The organism is Krasilnikoviella flava (genome assembly GCF_900167525.1).
GTDB classification, from domain to species: Bacteria; Actinomycetota; Actinomycetes; order Actinomycetales; family Cellulomonadaceae; genus Isoptericola; species Isoptericola flavus.
On the sequence record NZ_FUZQ01000001.1, the window covers coordinates 602,806 to 622,021 of the forward strand.

Sequence of the window (19,216 nt, forward strand, 5' to 3'; positions counted from 1 at the left end):
CGGCGGTCACGGCACGAGCGTGGCCCGCGTCTTCGCCGACTCCTCGACCGCCTCCCGGGAGAACGGCCAGTCGAACGTCGTCCCCGCGGCCCACTCGTCGAGCTGGTCGTCGTAGTGCTTCGACGCCGGGTGACCGGACACCCCGGTGACGGTGACCCAGGTCGACGCGTCGAGGTCGGCCATGTCCACGACCATCCGCATGGACGGACCTGTCGTCACGGCAAAGCTGCCGGTGCCGGCGTCCCACCCGGTCGCGTTGACGATGGACGACCCGCCCGGCATCTTGACCGGGTCCGGGTTCACGAGGTCGCGCACGAGGCTCGGCACGTCCGAGCCGCCGAGCACCGGGTGCTCGAGGCGCAGCGTGTGCAGCGTGCCCCAGTCCCAGTCGGACGGCTCCTTCGACAGCTCGACGGTGAGGTCGCGCCGGGCGCTGATCAGGGCCCGCGTGAGGATCTCGTCGCGGGACTCGACGACGTTCGCGGTGGTGCGGTCGTCCCAGAACGTGTCCTCGGAGCGGTCGAGCATCGACCTCACGACCATCAGCCACTGCGACCCGCCGTCGGGGCGCATGCTCGGCGGCAGGTCGTCCCAGAACGCCTCCTGCAGGAGGTTGCGCCACACGGCCGCGAAGTAGGCGGCCGCCGGGGAGTCGGCGTCCATCCGGTAGTCCCAGTCCGCGAGCAGCTCCTGCCCCGCCGCCCCGAACGAGTCGTCCACGTCGATGTCCAGCAGCGCGGGGACGAGCGCCTCGGCGAACGGCGACCAGTCGTCGTTCTGGATGCGGTTCATGTCCTGCGCGGTGAACGGCCGGCCCGCCGCGATCTGGTCCGAGAGCAGGGTGCGGATGCGCTCCGACCGGTACCCGTAGTCCCAGTCGTCCGCGAGGTACGGGCCCGACCCGTCGCGCAGCACCGCCTGGTTGGCCGCGACGACGAACCCCTCCTCGGGGTCGAGGGCACGCGGCATGTCGTCGCCGTCCACCCAGCCCTGCCAGTCGTAGCGCGGGTCCCAGCCGGGCCGCGGCCAGGTGCCGTCGGACGGCACCGGACCCTTCACCGTCGACCGCACCGGGATGCGGCCCGGCGCCTGGTACCCGATGTGCCCGTCCGTGGTGGCGAAGACGATGCTCTGCGCCGGCACCTCGAACTGCGCGGCCGCGGCACGGATGTCGTCGGCGTCCTGCGCCGTGTCGAACGCGAACACCGCGTCGGCCGTACGGCCCGGCTGCAGCGCCGTCCACTGCAGGGCGACGGCGTACTCGCCGAACTCCGTGCCTTCTCGGGTGGGCGAGCCCACCACGTCCCCGACGTCGAGCACGTCCGAGACGATCGGCCCGTGCTCCGTGCTGCGCACCGTGAGGTCGACCGGAGTGCCGCCCGCGACCCGGATGGTCTCCGTGCGCGTGTCGAGCTGCTCCCACTGCTCCGCGGCGGCGTCCTTCAGCCACGTGTCGCCGCGCACCCGCTCGATGAAGAAGTCGGTGACGTCGGCGCCCATGTTCGTCAGGCCCCACGCCAGGTCGCCGTTGTGCCCGATGACGACGCCCGGGAAGCCCGCGAAGGAGAAGCCCGCCACGTCGAACGGGCACTCGGCGCTCACCTCGTTGCAGTGCAGGCCCACCTGGGACCAGATGCCGGGCGCGGACAGCTCGAGGTGCGGGTCGTTGGCGAGCATCGGCTCGCCCGACGCCGTGTGCTCCCCCGACACGACCCACGAGTTGGAGCCCGCCGCGTCGCCCCGGCCCACCAGAACCGGCACCGCGTCCAGGGCCGTGCGGGCGGAGTCGACGGCGGTGCCCAGCGCCTCGGTGGCCGCCTCGCCGCCCCCGACCTCGCCCGTCGCGCGGCCGGTGAGCGCCGAGGTCAGCTCGGCCTCGGACGCCGTGTCGGCGGCGTCCTGGCCCTCCGTGCCGGACGTGGCGGGGCGCTCGTTCGCCAGGTCGCGGTTGCGCAGCACCGGGCGGTTTCCGCTCTCGTCGTAGGCCGGGAAGAGCTCGTCGACGAGATCCGTCTCGCCGAGGGTGCTGTAGGCGAGGGCGCGGTCGAGCTCGCTGTCGTAGTTGCCGCGCAGGTCCCAGGCCATGGCCTTGAGCCACGCCAGGGAGTCCACCGGGTCCCACGGCTCGGGCTCGGCGACGTCGACGCGCGCGCCCAGCACCGTGTACTCGACGCCGAGCTCCTCCGGGTCGCGGTTCTCGAGGTAGGCGTTGACGCCCTGGGCGTAAGCCTGCAGGTAGGCGCGCGACTCGTCCGAGATGAGGTTCCACTCCTGCTCGGCCACGCGACGCCACCCGAACGTGCGGGTGACCTTGTCCGCCTCGATGGCGGCCGGGACGTCGCCGACCAGCTCGGCGAGCCGCCCGGCCGTCACGTGGCGGCGGTAGTCCATCTCGAAGAAACGGTCCTGCGCCTGCAGGTAGCCCTGGGCGCGGAACAGGTCCTCGGACGTGTCCGCGTAGACCTGCGGGACGTCCTGCGCGTCGCGCCGCACCTCGACGGCGGAGGTGAGGCCCGGCACCTGCTGCGAGCCGTCGTGCTCCGGCAGGGGCCGGCGCAGGGTGACGACCGTGAAGACCGTCGTGGCCACGAGGGCCAGCACCACGACGACGGCGACGCCGACGACGGCGCTGCGGAGCCGCGACCGGCGAGGGGGTGTCTCCTCCCTCTCCGTCACGTCCGCCGAGGGGTCGGGGTCGGACGGGTTTCCGGGCTCTGCAGGGGTGGCGGTCGCTGACACGCAGGCGAGACTACCGTCCGGCGTATGCTTGGCACTCGCATCACCTGAGTGCCAGCATCGCGCCGCTGCGGCGGGATCCTGGCGTCCGCCCCGAGGAGATCACGTGCCCACCTACGCGTACCGGTGTGCCGACTGCGGCCACGCCTTCGACGTCCACCAGTCGTTCACCGACGACTCGCTGACCGTCTGCCCCGAGTGCGGCGGCCAGCTGCGCAAGCAGTACGGCTCGGTGGGTGTGACCTTCAAGGGCTCGGGCTTCTACCGCACGGACTCGCGCGCCGGGTCCGGCAAGGGTTCTGCCTCGACCACGTCGGCGAGCTCCACGTCGTCGGGCAAGGGGTCCGGTTCCTCGTCGACCTCCTCCTCGAGCTCTCCAGGCACGTCGAGCGGCTCCGGCAGCTCGTCGTCCGGGTCGTCGACGTCGTCGAGCTCGTCCAAGGCCGCCTCCTCCTGACCGGGTCTCCGCCCGGGCAGCACCGCCCGGGCGAGGTCGCGACCGCGGCATGCCGGGCCACGAGCGCTGCCCCCAGGCACGCGTCGTCCACAGTCGTCCCCGAATCTGCGAGGCCGAGCGGCCCCGCGACCTAGCGTCGCGGCATGCCCCTGCCCGACACGCTCACCCGCCCCTCCGCCCGACGTCGCCCCGACGGGTCCTCCGGACCGCCCGGCCGGCGGCCCGAGGAGGGCGCGCCCGGCGGACGCCGACCCCTCGCGCGCCGGCTGCGGTCCCTCCTGTGGCGCACCCGCTTCCTGCTCGCCGCCGCGTGCTGCGGCCTCGCGGCCGCCGCCGTCGTCCAGGCCGTGCGGCCGGCACCGCCGCCCACCGTGGACGTCGTCGTCCCCGCGCACGCGCTCCCGGCGGGCGAGCCTGTGACGGCCGCGGACCTCACCACCGTGCCCGTCGCCGCCGAGCTCGCCCCCGACGGCGTCGCCACCGACCCCGCCGACCTCGTCGGGCTCACCCCCGCGACCGTCGTGCCCGCCGGGCTCCCGCTCCACCCCGAGCTGCTGCCCGGCGGGGGCGTCGTGGCACGGGCCCCGAAGGGCACCGTCGTCGTGCCCGTGCGCCTCGACGACGTCGCGGCGGGATGGCTGCGCCCCGGCGACCGTGTCGACCTCGTCGTGACGGGCGAGGCAGCCGGCACCGGCGACGACGACGCGGCGGGCGACCATGCCTACCTCGCGCGGCGGGCCCTCGTCCTCCCCCGGCCGGCGGGCACCGACCGCACCACCTCCGGCGGCCTCCTGGGTGGCGCGACCGGGTCGCCGGAGGGCACGGGCGTCACCCTCGTCGCCGTGGCCGCTGACGAGGCCCCCGGGGTGTCCGCCGCGTCCGGGTGGGGCACCGTCGGAGCGGTGCTCGTGCGATGACGCGCCCGCGCCAGGCTTTGCAGTGTGCCGTCTCCCCGGCGAGAATCGGCGACCGTCAGCCCGCGCCGGGGCGCCCGGCGCACCACTCACTCAGGGGGATTACGTGAAGAGCCTGCTCGCAGGGTTCAAGGAATTCGTCATGCGGGGCAACGTCGTCGACCTCGCGGTCGGCATCGTCATCGGCGGCGCGTTCACCGCGGTCGTGACCGGCCTGCTCGACGGCATCATCAACCCGCTCATCGCCGCAATCTTCGGCCAACCGGACATCTCCGAGGTCTGGTCTTTTGCCATCAACGGTTCGACGTTCAGTATCGGCGTCTTCCTCAACGCCGTCCTGAACTTCCTCATCGTCGCCGCCGCCCTGTATTTCATCGTGGTCGCGCCGCTCAACCACCTCGCCGCGCGCCGCGCCCGTGGCCAGGAGGAGGAGCCGGCGCCGCTCGCCCAGGACACCGTGCTGCTGCAGGAGATCCGCGACCTGCTCGCCGCGCAGTCCGGCCGCGCGCCGTACTGACGCCCGCCTGACTGACGCCCGCCGTACCGACACCCGCTCGTCGTCGCGATCGAGCCGGTCGTCGGGTTCAGGCGTCCGACGCCGCCGGCCCTGCCCGTCGAGACCGTGTCTCCAGGCGGGCCGACGGCGTCGTCAGCGTCGGCCCCAGTGCGGCGGGACGTCCCGCAGCAGCCGGTCGTCGTTGTCGTCGTGCCCGCCGCGGTCGTCGGCGGTCTCGCCGAGCACGGTCTCCTGCTCAGCGCCCTGCCGCACCACGCGACGGCGCGGACGCCGCGCGCTCGCGTCGTTCGGCGGGGAGCCGGGCGCCGGGCGTGCCGGTTCGGTGGATTCGCTCACGCGCCCATTCTCCGCCACACGTCGCCCACCGGCACCGGCGGGAGCGGCTCACGCCTCCGTGCGGGGCTCCGTCGTCGGGTCCTCGTCCGTCGTCGGGTCCTCGTCCGTCGTCGGGGTGACCTCAAGGCTCGCCTCGGGATCCTCCGGAACTACCTCACGGTCCTCGGGTACGACTTCGTCGTCCTGCCGGCCTACCTCGCCGGCTTCCCGAACTACCTCGGCGTCGTCCGGAACCACCTCGCCGTCCTGCTGAACTACCTCGGCGTCGTCCGGAACTACCTCGGCCTCCTCCGCGACCGCCTCGACGACGTCGGACGCGACACCGAGGTCCACCGGCGTCTCGTCCTCCTCCGGGAGCACCGGCACGACGACCTCGCGCGGGGGGACCACGCCGCCGGCGGTGCCGATCCGCTCGTCGCGCACGCGTTGCACGAGGCGGCGCACGCGGTCGGCCTCGCCATCGGGGTCGAGGAACGCGGCCGCGGACCAGACCTGCGTCACGACCCACCCGAGGCGCTCGAGCCGCTCGGCGAGCTGCCGGTCGCGCACGCGCACGGACGGTTCCGCGACGTAGGCGGCGTCGTCGGTGAGCACGGCTACGAGCAGCTCGCCCGGCAGGTCGGGGTGCCCGACGACCAGCGGGATGCGGTCGCCGTCCGGGGCGCCGTAGTCGGTCTCCACCAGGTAGCCGAGCTTCCACAACCGCTCGCCGAGGTCGACGAGCAGCCGGTCGGGCGCGCGGCCGACGTCCACGCCGTTGCCGAGCCGCACCTGGTCGGCGAGACCGGAGCGGCGCTCGGCCAGCTCCAGGGTCTCGACCAGCAGCCGCGGGCCGGCGCTGCGCAGCCGCTCCGGGTCGAGCGCGTCGGCCGTGAAGCAGGACACGACGTGCAGCCGCTTGCGGGTGGCGCCGAGCGCGCCCACCAGCATGGCCTCTCCCCCGGCCTCGCCGAGCACGCCGAACCGGTGCAGCACGCGGCCGTGCGGCGTCCGGCCGAAGCCGACGGACAGCAGCACCGTGTCGCGCGACAGCCCCGCCACGCCGGTGATGTCCGCGACCACGACCGGCTCGGGCCGCGAGCCGGAGAAGAAGGGCGCCAGCGCGGGGTTCGCCCGCACCTCGGCGAGCAGGGCCTCGCGCACCCGGTCGGCGTGCGCGGCTGTCACCGTGACGATCGCGAACGTCTCCTCCGGGCGGGTCAGCGCGTGCTCGATCGACACCTCGACGACACGGTCCACCTCGGCCTGCGTGCTCTCGACCGTGCCGGAGACAGGGTCCGGCATGCCGGTGCCCTCCACCACGTCGAGGTGCACGAGCGCCTCGGCCCGCGGCAGCGGCGCCGGCCGCAGCAGACCCTCGTACCCGTGCGCGGCGAGCACCCGCGTCAGCTCCGGGTCCCGGCTGTGCTCGTGCGGCTGGAGCGTGACCGTGGGCAGCAGCGCGGACAGCTCGTGCACGCTGGAGCCGGACGCCGACCGCGGGTCGCCCACCACCACGACCTGCCGCCCGCGCGCGACGGCGGGCACCACGACCTCGGTGGGCACGTGCTGCACGGCGTCGAGGATCACGACGTCGGCCGTGCGGTGCTCCGGCAGCAGGTGCGGCACCAGCGTGGGCGTGGCGACCAGGGCGGGGCGCAGGCGGCGCAGGATGTCGCCGTGCCGCTCCGCGAGGTCGCGAAGCGTGGTCATCCGGCCCTCGATGAGCTCGGTGAACAGGGCCTCCGCGGAGTCGCGGTCCTCCCGCATGGCCGCCCCGAGATGCGCCCGCGCGGCGACCCGCACGGGCTGGGACAGGGCGGCGAGGTGCTCGCGGTCGAGGTCGCGGAAGCGGCGGGCGAGAGCGTCGAGCCCGATGCCGTCCTGCCCGGCGAGCACCGGGTCGGCGGCGAGCAGCTGCTCGAAGACGGACGACCACCAGGCGAGCTCGAGCTCCGCGGCGACGAGGTCGCCGGGCACCCGCCGGTCGGTGAGGTCGTCCACGAGGTCGCCCACGCCGGCGGTGCGCGCCGCGCGCAGCAGGCTGGTGCGCTCCGGCAGCACGGCCAGCGCGTCCGCGTCGCCCGCGAGCCGCTGCAGCCGCTCGGCCAGGCCGTCCAGGTCGAGGTCGAGCAGGTGGCCGCCCAGGGTGGTCGGCGCCAGCACCGGCTCGAGCGCCTCCAGGTCGATGCGCACCGCCTCGTACGTGTCCTCGATGGACGCGAGACCCTCGGGGAGCGTCGGCCAGCCGCCGCGCTGCGCGTGCTCGGCCCAGACGTCCCGCTGCTCCTGCACCTGCACCAGGGCCTCGTGCAGGTTCGGCACCCGCACGCCCGGCCGCACCATGTCCTTGGCGCGCTTGCGCAACCGGCGGCGCGCGAACCAGCCCATCTCGATGCCGTGCTCGGCCCGCCAGCGTCGCGACGCCGTCGCCTGCACCAGGTCGGCCGCCGTGCGCTCGAAGACCATCGGGTGGAACAGGTCGAGCGTGCTGCGCATGCCGCCGAGCATCGTGAGCTGCTCGCCCCAGCCGCGCACCGTCGTCGGCGTCGTCAGGCCGGTGACCTCGCCCGTGTAGGCGAGCTGGCGGCGCAGCTGCGGCAGCGTGACGTCGCGCAGGCGCTCCACCCGCAGCAGCGCCTGCCGCGCGTCGTCGTCGGACATGAGGTGCGCCCCGTACCAGGGGGTCGACGACGGACGCAGCGTGAACGCGCCCAGCGCGGCGGCCCGCTCCAGGCCGGCGGCGATCTCGCGGCGCCGCTCCGGCGTCAGCGCGAGCACCGACTCCGACGCCAGCCGCACGGTGGTCGAGGGCGCCGGCCGCTCGGAGGTGAGTCTCGCGAGCGCCTGCAGGGCGTCGTAGGCGGACACCTGCCACGGCGAGCGCGGCTGGTGCAGGGCCTCGATGTAGCCCGTGAGCTGGGAACGGGTGCCGATCAGCGCGTCGCGCACGCGCGCGGCGCCGTCCACGTCGACCTGCTCGGGCTCGCTCGCCATCGCGGACAGCAGCCGGCGGGTCACGTCCTCGCGCCACGTCGGGTGGGGCGGCACGTCGAGCAGCAGGCTCTCCAGGCCGAGGGACTCCAGGCGGAGCGCCAGCCGGTCCGCGGCGCGCCGGTGGCCCGTCACGTAGAGCACGGAGCGGCCCGCCGCGGTCGCCTCGCCGACGACGGCCGCGAGCGTGCCCGCGACGTCCGAGCCGACGGGCGCGTCGACGAACAGGTGCCCGCCGGTCGCCAGCGCGTCCAGCACCGAACGCTGCTGCGGGTCGAGGTCGCCGACGCCCCGCTCGCGCGTCGGGTCGGCGTCGCCCCGCCGCAGGGCGGGGAGCTCGAGCGCGGACAGCCGCTGCGCCGCGTCGTCCACGCCGGCCAGGGCCGCCACCACCTCGTGCCGGTGCAGCGACGGCGCCAGCTGGTCGAGGTCGTCCACGAGGGCCTGGCCGGGGTGGACGAACGTGCCGACGAGCACGCGGCGGTCCAGGCGGAAGTCGTCCAGCACGGCCTCCCCCAGCGCGGCCACGCGGGCCAGCACGTCCGTCGGGTCGAAGCCGGCGAGAGTGAACGTCGCCTTGGCGAGCGCCGCCGGGTCCAGCAGCGCCCCGTGCGCGCGCAGGGTGCGCGCCACCACCGGGTTGATCTCGACCGTCGGCTCGAGCGTCAGGTCGTAGTCGGCGCCGCCGTCGCCCCGCGGGGTGAGCGTCACCGGGCGCAGCACCACCGGCGCGTGCACCACACGGCCCGCGGGAGCCGCGGCGTCGGGGTCGGACGGCGTCGCGCGCGGCGCGGCGGCCGGCTCGCGGGACGCCATCGACACGACGGGGATCGACGTCGTCAGCGCGGGGCCCTCGGCATCTCCGTCGTCGCTCGCGGCCCGGCCCGGTCCGGCACCGTGCGCCGCTGCCCCGTGCGGAGCGGCTCCGTCGCCGGCGGTCTCCGTGCCGTCGGTGGCGCCACCCTCCGCAGCCCCGGTCTCTGCGGCGAGGTCGCCGTCGTCCGCGGCACCGGGAACCTCGGCGGCGGTGCCCGACGACGCGACCCGCGCGAGCGCGGCGACGTCGTGCCGCTGCGGGCCGCCGCCGCCGAACGGGACCTCCGGGCCGTCGTCGTGCTCCGTCCAGGTGGCGACGCCGATCGCCAGGTACGTGGGCGCCACGCCGTAGCGGGACGCGTGCTCCGCGGCGCGAGCCGCCACCGCCCGTGCGCGACGGCGCGCGGCCGGCAGGGCCTCGCCCTCGCGCACCAGGTTCGACAGGCGGGTGGGGCGGCCGGCGAACAGGCCCGCCACCCCGTTCGGGTGCGCCTTCGACAGGTCGACGATCGCCTCGCCGAGCAGGCCGACGTCGGACAGGGACGAGCCGCCCACCATCTCCACGAGGGAGGCGCGCCAGCGGCGCGTGGCCGTCTCGACCGCGGCGGCTGCCGCGGACGACGCGCTCTCCGCGGTCCGACGGCCGTCCGAGCCCGCGGACGACGCCCCGGACGGTCGGGGGTCGTGCCGTGCGCCGTCCTCGGCACCAGAGGGGTCGGGGGTGTCGGCCTGCGCCGCGGGTCCGCCGTCCGGACGCGTCCGCGGGGACGTGGCCGGCGCGGCGGGTGCCCCGGTGGAGGGGTCGACCGCGGTCGTGGCGGTGGGTCGTCGGGCGGCTCTCACGCCAGCACGGTAGAACGGCCGCGGCTCGTCGGGAGCACCGGCACGCCGACCTACGGCGGTTGCGCCTGTCGAATCCACCCGAAGCCGCCGAGGGCGGGAACGTAGACGCCCCCTCGGCGGGGGGTCCGAAGGGGCGTCGGGCCGGGCTCGGCCCGGCAAGGGACAGCGCGCACCGCGCAGGGGGCGGGCGATGCGCGCCGTCACCCGAGAGTGTGCCGCTCGACAGGGTCGACGTCAATAAGCGACAGGGGCGAACCGTCGCAAGCGGTGTGAGGAAGTTCTGAGGATGGGCGCCTGCCCGGGGCACCTAGGCTGGTCGACCGTGAAACGAGTGGTCGAGGCGGTGGCCCCCGCCCGGATGGGCACCGGGTTCCGGTGGCTGATGTCGGCGTCGTGGGTGAGCAACATCGGCGACGGCGTCGCCCTGGCGGCCGGGCCGCTCCTGGTCGCGTCGCAGACCAGCTCCGCGATGCTCGTGGCGCTCGCCGCGATGCTGCAGCGCCTGCCGTGGCTGGTGTTCGGCCTGTGGGCCGGCGTGCTCGCGGACCGCATCGACCGCCGGCGCCTCGTCATCGTCGCCAACCTGCTGCGGGCGGTCGTCGTCACCGCGCTCTGCGTGGTCATCGTGACCGGGCACGTGAACATCGGCGTCGTCCTGGCGGCGATGCTGCTCATGGGCGTGGCCGAGGTCTTCGCCGACACCACGTCCCAGACCCTGCTGCCCATGCTGGTGCGACCGGCCGACCTCGGCATCGGCAACTCGCGGCTGCAGGCCGGCTTCCTCACCGCGAACCAGCTCGTCGGCCCCCCGCTCGGTGCGGCGCTGTTCGCCGCCGGGGCCGCCTGGCCGTTCGCCGCGCAGGTACTGACCGTGCTCTTCGCCGTGCTGCTCGTGAGCAAGGTGGTCCTCACGCCCGTGCCCCCGGCCGAGGGCGCCGACCCCAGGGCCGCGCCTCGCAAGGTGCGGCACGACATCGCCGAGGGGCTGCGCTGGATCTGGACCAACCCGCCCGTGCGCACCCTCGCCCTGGTGATCCTCGTCTTCAACGCCACCTGGGCCGCGCCGTGGGGAATCCTCGTGAAGTACTCGCTGGACTACCTGCACATGGGGCCCGTCGGGTACGGGCTCCTCACCACGGCGGCCGCCGTCGGTGGCCTCCTCGGCACGTTCACCTACGGCACGCTCGAGCGGCGGTACTCGCTCTCCGCCCTGATGAAGGTGTGCCTGACGCTCGAGGTGCTGTTCCACCTGGCGCTCGCCCTCGCGACCACCGGGTGGGCCGCGATGGCGATCCTGTTCGTCTTCGGCGCGTACTCGTTCGTGTGGGGCACCGTGTCCAACACGGTGCGGCAGCGCGCCACCCCCACGCGGTTCCAGGGCCGCGTCGGGTCGGTCTACATGATGTGCGTGTTCGGCGGCATCGTCGTCGGCAACGCGATCGGCGGCGTGCTCGCCGAGCACTGGGGGCTCACCGCGCCCATGTGGTTCGGCTTCGTGGGGGCGGGCCTGACGCTCGTGCTCGTGTGGCGGCAGCTCGCGCACATCGCGCACGCCCAGGCGGACTGACTACTCCCCGGTCGCCCCGTCCGCGAGCTCTCGCACCACGTCCAGGTGACCCACGTGCCGGGCATACTCCTGCAGCACGTGGAAGCAGATCCACAGCAACGTGGGCGGGGTGCCGTGCACCGCGTCGTCGGGCGCGAACCGGCCGCCCGTCGCCGCCCGCTCGGCGAGGTCGTGGTGCGCCAGGACGTCGCGCGTCCGCTCGCCCCCCGCGTGCAGCGCCGCCACCAGCTCCGCCCGGCCGACGTCGTCCGGCACGTGCCAGGGGCTCTCCGGGACGTCGTCGGCGTTGTCGCCCCACGGGTGAGCCACCTGCTCGCCCAGGAAACCCCAGACGAACCAGCGACGCTCCATGTGCACCAGGTGCGTCAGCAGCTCCAGAAGGGTCCACCCCGACGGCAGCAGGCTGGTGCGCAGCTGCGCGTCGGACATGCCGTCCAGCTTCCGGTCCACGACCGACCGGTAGTAGTCGAGGTACGCGACGAACTGATCGGAGGAGTTCGCAGAGTCCAGCCGGGGCTCGACGTCGGAGAGGGGCATGAAGCGAGCGTATGCCGCACCGGGTGTGGCGGTGATATCAGATGTCGCGACCTGGAAATATGACCAAGTCCTGACCAAAGTGCGCCTGAGAGGATTCGAACCTCCGACCTACCCTTTAGGAGAGGGTTGCTCTATCCACTGAGCTACAAGCGCATGCCTCGACGAAGAAGGCGACCCACAGCGTAGCGCGCGTCGAGGCTCCTCCATCGTCACCTGGAGCCCGACCGCGACCGGTCAGCGCGGCAGATTCGGTTCGCGTCGGCAGTTCGAACTGCCGACCTGACCTCAAAGTGCCGCCCCGACGAGAGCCTGTTGATCAGACCCAGCGCGCCGGGTCGGCGACCACCGACCGCAGCACCTCCCGCGCGCCGCCGGTGAGCGCGGCGTGCTTGCCGGCCGCGGCGGGGCGGACGTCGACCGGCGCGAAGGGCGCGGCGAGCGCGCGCTCCTCCACCACCCCCGCCACGACGTGGCCGACCCACCCGTACAGCTCGACGTACGCGCCGCCGAGCACGATCGTCGAGACGTCGACGAGGTTGACGAAGGTCGCGAGCGCGGCGCCGAGCGCCCGGCCGCCGCGGCGCACGGTGTCGAGCGCGGCGACGTCGCCGGCGCGCAGCAGGTCGACCACCGCGTCCACCGGCGCGGACGTCGGGAGGCCCGATCCGCGCAGCAGCACCTCCTTGCCCGCGTACTGCTCGAGGCAGCCGGAGGCGCCGCAGGAGCAGCGCGGCCCGGAGGGGTCGACGACGACGTGGCCGATCTCGCCGTTCCAGCCCCGCTCCCCCAGGAAGAGCTGCCGGTCGACGACGATCCCCGCGCCCACTCCGACGTCGCCGGAGACGTACAGGAACGACGGTGGCACGTCGCCGGCGAGCTCGGCGAGCGCCGCGAGCTTCGCCTCGTTCGCCACCTCGACGTCGAGCGCCCGCCCGTCACCGGCGCGCAGGTCGAGCTCGGGTACGGGCTCGAGCGACGACCAGCCCAGGTTGGGCGCCACCTCGAGCCGAGCGCCGCGGGCGTCGACGAGCCCCGGCAGCGCGAGCCGCGCCCCGGCCACCCGCATGCCGGCGGCCTCGACCTCCGCGATCGCCTCGGCGGCGAGCGCCCGGAGCCGGGCGAGCACCTCGCGAGGGTCGGAGTCGTGCAGGGACCCCGTCTCGACGCGCTCGGCCACGACGTCGCCCACGAGGTCGAGGGCGCGCACGCCGAGGTAGTCGACGTTCACCTCGAGGCCGAGCCCGACGACGGACCGGCCGGCGGGCACGAGCGGGACGGCGGGGCGTCCGGCCCGCTGGGCGGCGACGGGCGGCAGCTCGGCCACGAGGCCCCCGGCCACGAGCCGGTCGACGAGGGTCGAGACGGTGGCGCGGGTGAGGCCGCTGGCGGCGGCGACGTCGGCGCGGGACGGCGGTGCGGTGGCCTCGAAGACGGCCGCGGCGACGAGGCGCAGGTTCCGCTCGCGGAGGGTGTGCTGGCGCGACGCGGACCCGCCGTCGGGCACGCGGGGCGCGGCGGCGGGCGTCGTCGTCGAGATGGCTGGCACGTGTTGACTCTAGACCAGCGACGCGCAATAGTTCAGCCGTACAACAAAACGCCGCACGGACGCGGTGTCGCTCGATCGCACGCCGTCCCGGCACGCTCGACGCCCCCGACCCGGCAACCCGAACTCGACGAGGAGAACCCCATGAGCGACATCAAGTACTCGTTCGGCCTGTGGACCGTCGGCTGGCCGGCCGCCGACCCGTTCGGCACCGCGACCCGCCCCGACCTGGACCCCGCGGACTCGATCCGCAAGCTGGCCGACCTCGGCGCGTGGGGCTTCACCTTCCACGACAACGACGTCTTCCCGTTCGGCGCCGAGGGTGCAGACCGCCAGAAGCACATCGACTCGGTGAAGAAGGCCTCCGAGGAGTCCGGCCTCGTCTGCGAGATGGTCACCACCAACACCTTCACGCACCCGATCTTCAAGGACGGCGCGTTCACCTCGAACAACCGCGAGGTCCGTCGCTACGGCCTGCGCAAGGTGCTGCGCAACGCCGACCTGGCCGCCGAGATGGGCGCCTCGACGTTCGTCATGTGGGGCGGCCGCGAGGGCACGGAGTACGACAACTCCAAGGACCTGCACGCCGCGCACGCCCGCTACGCGGAGGGCATCGACACCGTCGCCGCCTACATCAAGGAGAAGGGCTACGACCTGCGCATCGCGCTGGAGCCCAAGCCGAACGAGCCCCGCGGCGACATCTTCCTGCCGAGCATCGGCCACGCGATCGCCCTCATCGACACGCTCGACCACGGCGACATCGTGGGCCTCAACCCGGAGACGGGTCACGAGCAGATGGCCGGCCTCAACTACACGCACGGCCTCGCGCTGGCGCTGTACGCGGGCAAGCTGTTCCACATCGACCTCAACGGCCAGCACGGCCCGAAGTACGACCAGGACCTCGTCTTCGGCCACGGCGACCTGCTGAGCGCCTTCTTCACGGTGGACATGCTCGAGAACGGCTTCCCGAACGGCGGCCCGCGCTACGAGGGCCCGCGCCACTTCGACTACAAGCCGAGCCGCACCGAGTACCTCGACGGCGTGTGGGAGTCGGCCAAGGCGAACATGGAGACGTACGACATGCTCGCCGCGAAGGCGAAGGCGTACCGCGAGGACGCCGAGGTGCAGCAGGCGTTCGAGCACGCCGGCATCTTCGAGCTGGGCGAGCCGACGCTGGCCGAGGGCGAGTCGTTCGACACCTTCCTCGCGGACCGCTCCGCCTACGAGGACGTCGACATCGACGCGGTCGCCGAGCGCGACTACGGTCTGGTGCGTCTCCACCAGCTCGCGCTGCGTCACCTCATCGGCTGAGCACAGCGCTCACCCTGCCGGTCGAGCCTGTCCGGACCGCCGCGGTCCGGACAGGCTCGACCGGCGACAGCCCGTACCGAGAAGGAAGCAACGATGCCCCTCGTCGCCGGCGTGGACACGTCCACGCAGTCCTGCAAGATCGTCGTGCGCGACGCCGAGACCGGCGCCCTGGTGCGCTCCGGCACCGCGAAGCACCCCGACGGCACGTCGATCGACCCGCAGCACTGGTGGGACGCGTTCCGGTCCGCGGCGCGGGAGGCCGGCGGCCTCGACGACGTCGCCGTGATCGCCGTCGGCGGTCAGCAGCACGGGCTCGTCGCGCTCGACGCCGAGGGGCGCGTGATCCGCGACGCGATCCTGTGGAACGACACCCGCTCCGCCGCCGCGGCCGAGGACCTGATCGACGAGCTCGGCGACGGCGACCCTGCGACAGGCTCAGGACACCGCCGCGCCGCGGGTGCCCAGGCCTGGGCCGACGCCGTCGGGTCGGTGCTCGTCGCCTCCCTCACCGTCACCAAGCTGCGCTGGCTGCGCGACGCCGAGCCCGAGAACGCCGCGCGCGTCGCCGCCGTCGCGCTCCCCCACGACTGGCTGAGCTGGCGGATCGCCGGGTACGGACCCGAGGGCGAGTCGCCGCTCGGCCCGCGGCTCGACGCGCTGTTCACCGACCGCTCCGACGCGTCCGGCACCGGGTACTACGACGCCGAGGCCGACGGAGGGGCCGGTGCGTACCGGCCCGACCTGCTGAAGCTGGCCCTGGGGCGCGACGACGTCGCGCTCCCCCGCGTGCTCGGCCCGGCGGACTCCGGCGGCGTCGCCCACGCGTCGGTCGCCGGCGCGGACGTCTCCGGCGGCGCCCTGCTCGGCCCGGGGGCCGGCGACAACGCCGCGGCCGCGCTCGCGCTCGGCATGACCCCCGGCGACATCGCGATCTCGATCGGCACGTCCGGCGTGGTGTCCGCGGTGGCGCCGGCGCGCACGGCCGACGGCTCGGGCGCGATCAACGGCTTCGCCGACGCCACCGGCAACGCGCTCATGCTCGCCGTCACCCTCAACGCCGCCCGCGTGCTCGACGCGGCCCGCGCGGTGCTCGACGTCGACGTGCACGAGCTCGCCGACCTCGCGCTCGCCGCCCCGCCGGGCTCGGACGGCCTCGTGCTCGTGCCGTACCTCGAGGGCGAACGCACCCCCAACCGCCCCGACGCCACCGGCACGCTGCACGGCGTCCGGCTGGCGACGTCGACCCGCGAGCACCTGGCCCGCGCCTACGTCGAGGGCATGCTCTGCGGCCTGGCCGACGGGCTCGACGCCCTGCGCGCCCAGGGGGTGCCGATCGAGCGCGTCATGCTCATCGGCGGCGCGGCGCAGTCCCCCGCGGTGCAGCAGGTGGCCACGCAGGTCTTCGGGCTCGCGATCGGCGTCCCCGAGCCGGGCGAGTACGTGGCCGACGGCGCCGCGCGCCAGGCGGCGTGGGTGCTCGCAGCCGCGGGCGACCCGGGCGCCGCCGCGCCGGCATGGTCGACGACGATCGCGACCACGCTGGACGCCGACCCCCGGCCCGTCGTCCGCCAGCAGTACGCCGCCGTCCGCGACCTGGTCTGAGCCGGTGGCCGAGCCCATGACCGGCGCCGCCATCACGGCGCGGCCCGCCCACCCCGTCCTCGCGGACGGCCTCGCGACGGTCGTCGCCCGCGCGCACGAGCTCGACGTCGCCGTGCACACCGTCGACGTGCGCGCGGGAGGCGAGCGGCTGCTCGCCGCCGGGGCCACGACGCGCGGCCACGACGTCCCGCAGCGGATGTACTCGGTGTCCAAGACGATCACGGGTCTCGCCGTCGGCCTGCTCGCGGCCGAGGGCGCGCTGAGCCTCGACGACCCGGTCGTCCGGCACTTCCCCGACCTCGTCGCGGACGTCCCGGCGCACCCGTGGCTCGAGGCCACGACGTTGCACCACATGCTCGCGATGGTGGGCCCGCACCGCTCGACGACGTACAAGGTGCGCGAGGGCGGCTGGCTCGAGTCGTACTTCCGCGTGCCGCCCACGCACCCGCCGGGCACGCTGTTCACCTACGACACCAGCGCGTCGTACACGCTGGCCGCGCTCGTGGAGCGGACCACCGGCGGCGCTCTCGCCGACTACCTGCGCCCGCGGGTCCTCGACCCGATCGGCGTCAGCCCCGGTCTGCGCTTCCTGCCCGGCCCGGACGGCTTCAGCCACGGCGGCTCCGGCCTGATCTGCACTCCCGACGACCTGGCCCGGCTGGCCCGCCTGCTGAACGACGGCGGCGTGCACGACGGCGCGCGGCTGCTCCCGGCGGACTATCTCGGGGCCGCGACGTCGCCGCAGTCCGACCCGGCCACCCAGACGTGGGGCGGCCCCTTCCGGTCGGCGTACGGATACCAGCTGTGGCTGCCGCCCGCAGGCGGCTGGCTGATGTTCGGCCTCGGCGGGCAGATCGTCTACGGCGACCCGGAGCTGCAGGTCACCGTCGTCGTCACGGCCGACTCCCAGGCGGCGGCGAGCGGTGACCAGAAGCTGCTCGACCTCGTCCTCGACCACCTCGTCGAGCCCGCGCGCGCGCTCGCACGGGACGCCCGCGCCAACGCCGCACCCACCGTCACGGATCTCGCCTGGCCCGCGCCGCGGCACGACGCCGCGCACGCGCGCCCCCTGACCGGCACCTGGGCTACGCGCACCCCCGACTCCGGCCCGGACAGGCTCACCCTCGACGTCGACGCCGCCGGGGGGACGATCGCGTCGTCCGACGGCTGGTCGATCGCGCTCGCCACGGCGGGCGCGCGCGCCACGAGCGTGCACGGCGAGCCGGCGATCGTCACCGCGGGCTGGTCCGGCCCGGGCACCCTCGACGTCCGCGTGGGCGCGCACGGCGACGAGCTGGCCACGATCCGGCTGCGCCTCGCGCTGGCGGACGACGGCACTCTCGCCGTCCAGTCGCAGGGCTTCGGCGAGACGCTCGAACCGCGCTGGACGTTCCACGCCGCCTTCGCGCCGGCCGCCGGCTGAGCCGGGGTTTCGACAGGCTCCACCCTCGGATCGGTGGTCGAGCCTGTCGAGACCCGGCTCGGGGTCTCGACAGGCCCGGCCGTCGGGTGCGGTCAGCCGTTCGCCGCGGCGTGAGACGCGGTGAACTCCTCGAGGATCTGGTCGAGCCCCTGGCCGCCCAGCCCGTCGATGACGGCCTCGTACCCCGCCATGTCGATCTGTCCCACGAGGTACTGGTTGTAGGCGTCCTTGGCCTCGCCGTAGAGCGTGGTCCACTGCCGGTCGTACGTCTCCGAGGTCAACGACTGCGTCGGGTTGACGACGGAATACTCCTCGTTCTCCGCCATCTTCTCGTTCCCCTCGTCGACGTACGGCTCGGAGCTCTTGTACGTCACGACCTTCTCCGACGGCCGCGACGACGCGTACGGCTGCACCTCCTGCTCCCAGAGGGTCTGGTCGGTGATGGAGACGGCGCCGTCGCCGTCGACCTCGTAGTGCGTGCCCTCGATGCCGTTGGTCATGAGGCCGTAGGCCTCCTCGTCCAGCAGCTTGTCGACGAACCCGAGCACCTTCTTCAGCTCCGCCTCGGACTTCACGTACTCCTTGGGGAACGCGAGCCAGCCGCCCATGCCCCCGCCCGTGTCGGTGAGGATGCGGCGCGGCACGTCAGCGGACGTCATGTCGTTGACGAGCGCCCACTTCATCGGCGTCTCGGGGTCGCTGTCCTGCGCGGTCGCGAGATAGCCCTTCGCCTCGAACAGGCCCGTGACGACGATGCCGCCCTTGCCCTGGGCGATCGCGTCCAGTTGGTTCGTCTTCTGCATGGTGACGAACTCCTGGTTCACGGCGCCGGACTCGTACACGCCGCGGTACCACTCCATCGCGCGCTTGAACTCGTCGCTGGCGAACACCGCGTGCACCTGGCCGGCGTCGTCGACCGTGAAGTCGTCGCCCGCCCCGAAGTAGCCGCTCAGCGAGCGGAAGCCCAGGTCGAAGCTCTCCTCACGGTCGAGGAACCCGGTCGTGTCGTCCTTGCCGTTCCCGTCCGGGTCCTGCGTGGCGAACGCCTCGGCCACCTCGGTCAGGTCCTCGATCGTGTGCGGCACCTCCAGGCCCAGGTTGTCCAGCCAGTCCTGCCGCACCAGCACGCCGTAGCGCGCCTTGTTCTTCTGCACCGGCACGCCGTACAGGTGGCCGTCGATCCGGGCGGACGCCACGGTCTGCTCGTCGATCGTCGCCAGGTTCGGGTAGTCCGCCAGGTACTTCTCGACGTCCCAGAACATCCCCGACTTCAGCGACTGGCGCACGGTCGCGCTGTCTGCGGGGGCCATCGACACGATGTCGGCCAGGTTGCCCGTGGACAGGGCCGAGTTGAGCTTCTCCGCCGACGACGCCGCCGGCACCCAGCTCACCTCGAGCTCCTCGCCGGTGTGCTCCTCCAGCGCCGACTCGATCGGGCCGTCCGCCTCCGGCGTCGTCGGCGTGTGGAGCGTGGCCATCCAGGTGATCGGACCGTCGGCGCTCTCCTCGCCTCCCTCGCCCGACCCGCCGCCGCAGGCGGTGAGCGCGAGGGCCGCGACCACCACCGCCCCGACCGCGCCGGCCCGACCGGACCTCCTGGTGCCTCGTCCCTGGACTCGTCGCATCATGCGTCTCCTCTCG

At 74.2% G+C, this 19,216-nt stretch carries 13 protein-coding genes, 1 tRNA gene and 1 pseudogene; 7 read left to right on the plus strand and 8 right to left on the minus strand.

Annotation, left to right across the window (positions count from 1 at the left end; translation table 11 throughout):
• Positions 1-6 precede the first annotated feature (6 nt).
• A complete protein-coding gene (locus tag B5Y66_RS02535) occupies positions 7-2,601 on the minus strand; it encodes a penicillin acylase family protein (RefSeq protein ID WP_322788688.1) in 2,595 nt (864 codons plus the stop codon).
• Positions 2,602-2,842: 241 nt separating this feature from the next.
• Here B5Y66_RS02535 and B5Y66_RS23215 point away from each other — a divergent pair.
• A pseudogene (locus B5Y66_RS23215) lies at positions 2,843-2,983 on the plus strand (FmdB family zinc ribbon protein); the annotation flags it as partial.
• Between the two features lie 14 nt (positions 2,984-2,997).
• On the opposite strand, the gene B5Y66_RS23220 reads toward B5Y66_RS23215, so the two are convergent.
• Positions 2,998-3,177 carry a hypothetical protein gene (locus B5Y66_RS23220; protein WP_322788689.1) on the minus strand — a complete coding sequence of 60 codons (180 nt, stop codon included), beginning with the start codon at positions 3,175-3,177 and terminating at the stop codon, positions 2,998-3,000.
• Between the two features lie 159 nt (positions 3,178-3,336).
• Between B5Y66_RS23220 and B5Y66_RS02545 the strand changes: the two genes are divergently transcribed.
• Both B5Y66_RS02545 and mscL read left to right on the plus strand, forming a co-directional pair.
• On the plus strand, positions 3,337-4,110 hold the full coding sequence (locus tag B5Y66_RS02545; RefSeq protein WP_079570515.1) for an SAF domain-containing protein: 774 nt from the start codon (positions 3,337-3,339) through the stop codon (positions 4,108-4,110).
• Between the two features lie 103 nt (positions 4,111-4,213).
• Positions 4,214-4,624 (plus strand): large conductance mechanosensitive channel protein MscL, encoded by a 411-nt coding sequence (gene mscL, locus B5Y66_RS02550; protein WP_245806878.1) that lies wholly within the window; start codon positions 4,214-4,216, stop codon positions 4,622-4,624.
• A gap of 132 nt (positions 4,625-4,756) precedes the next feature.
• On the opposite strand, the gene B5Y66_RS22120 is transcribed toward mscL, so the two are convergent.
• Both B5Y66_RS22120 and B5Y66_RS02555 read right to left on the minus strand, forming a co-directional pair.
• On the minus strand, positions 4,757-4,960 hold the full coding sequence (locus B5Y66_RS22120) for a transcriptional regulator (RefSeq protein WP_139820681.1): 204 nt from the start codon (positions 4,958-4,960) through the stop codon (positions 4,757-4,759).
• 48 nt (positions 4,961-5,008) lie between these two features.
• Complete coding sequence (locus B5Y66_RS02555; protein WP_245806879.1) at positions 5,009-9,592, minus strand: hypothetical protein; 4,584 nt, start codon at positions 9,590-9,592, stop codon at positions 5,009-5,011.
• 322 nt (positions 9,593-9,914) lie between these two features.
• Here B5Y66_RS02555 and B5Y66_RS02560 point away from each other — a divergent pair, with 322 nt between their 5' ends.
• Positions 9,915-11,159, plus strand: coding sequence for an MFS transporter (locus tag B5Y66_RS02560; RefSeq protein WP_245806880.1), 1,245 nt, complete (start codon positions 9,915-9,917; stop codon positions 11,157-11,159).
• Here the strand turns inward: B5Y66_RS02560 and B5Y66_RS02565 are convergent, their stop codons facing one another.
• The 3 genes from B5Y66_RS02565 to B5Y66_RS02575 all read right to left on the minus strand — a co-directional run bounded on the left by B5Y66_RS02565 (position 11,160) and on the right by B5Y66_RS02575 (position 13,242).
• Positions 11,160-11,696, minus strand: coding sequence for a DinB family protein (locus tag B5Y66_RS02565; protein ID WP_079570520.1), 537 nt, complete (start codon positions 11,694-11,696; stop codon positions 11,160-11,162). It lies immediately after the preceding gene.
• A gap of 80 nt (positions 11,697-11,776) precedes the next feature.
• A tRNA-Arg gene (locus tag B5Y66_RS02570) sits at positions 11,777-11,849 on the minus strand.
• Between the two features lie 163 nt (positions 11,850-12,012).
• Complete coding sequence (locus tag B5Y66_RS02575; protein ID WP_245806881.1) at positions 12,013-13,242, minus strand: ROK family transcriptional regulator; 1,230 nt, start codon at positions 13,240-13,242, stop codon at positions 12,013-12,015.
• A gap of 141 nt (positions 13,243-13,383) precedes the next feature.
• Between B5Y66_RS02575 and xylA the strand changes: the two genes are divergently transcribed.
• The 3 genes from xylA (at position 13,384) to B5Y66_RS02590 (ending at position 17,575) form a co-directional block, all read left to right on the plus strand.
• Positions 13,384-14,550 carry a xylose isomerase gene (gene xylA, locus B5Y66_RS02580; protein ID WP_079570521.1) on the plus strand — a complete coding sequence of 389 codons (1,167 nt, stop codon included), beginning with the start codon at positions 13,384-13,386 and terminating at the stop codon, positions 14,548-14,550.
• 93 nt (positions 14,551-14,643) lie between these two features.
• Positions 14,644-16,152, plus strand: a complete 1,509-nt coding sequence (locus B5Y66_RS02585) for an FGGY family carbohydrate kinase (RefSeq protein WP_079570522.1) — start codon at positions 14,644-14,646, stop codon at positions 16,150-16,152.
• 4 nt (positions 16,153-16,156) lie between these two features.
• On the plus strand, positions 16,157-17,575 hold the full coding sequence (locus B5Y66_RS02590) for a serine hydrolase domain-containing protein (RefSeq protein ID WP_079570524.1): 1,419 nt from the start codon (positions 16,157-16,159) through the stop codon (positions 17,573-17,575).
• A 92-nt stretch (positions 17,576-17,667) separates the two neighbouring features.
• On the opposite strand, the gene B5Y66_RS02595 is transcribed toward B5Y66_RS02590, so the two are convergent.
• Positions 17,668-19,200, minus strand: a complete 1,533-nt coding sequence (locus B5Y66_RS02595; RefSeq protein ID WP_079571717.1) for an extracellular solute-binding protein — start codon at positions 19,198-19,200, stop codon at positions 17,668-17,670.
• Positions 19,201-19,216: the final 16 nt, after the last annotated feature.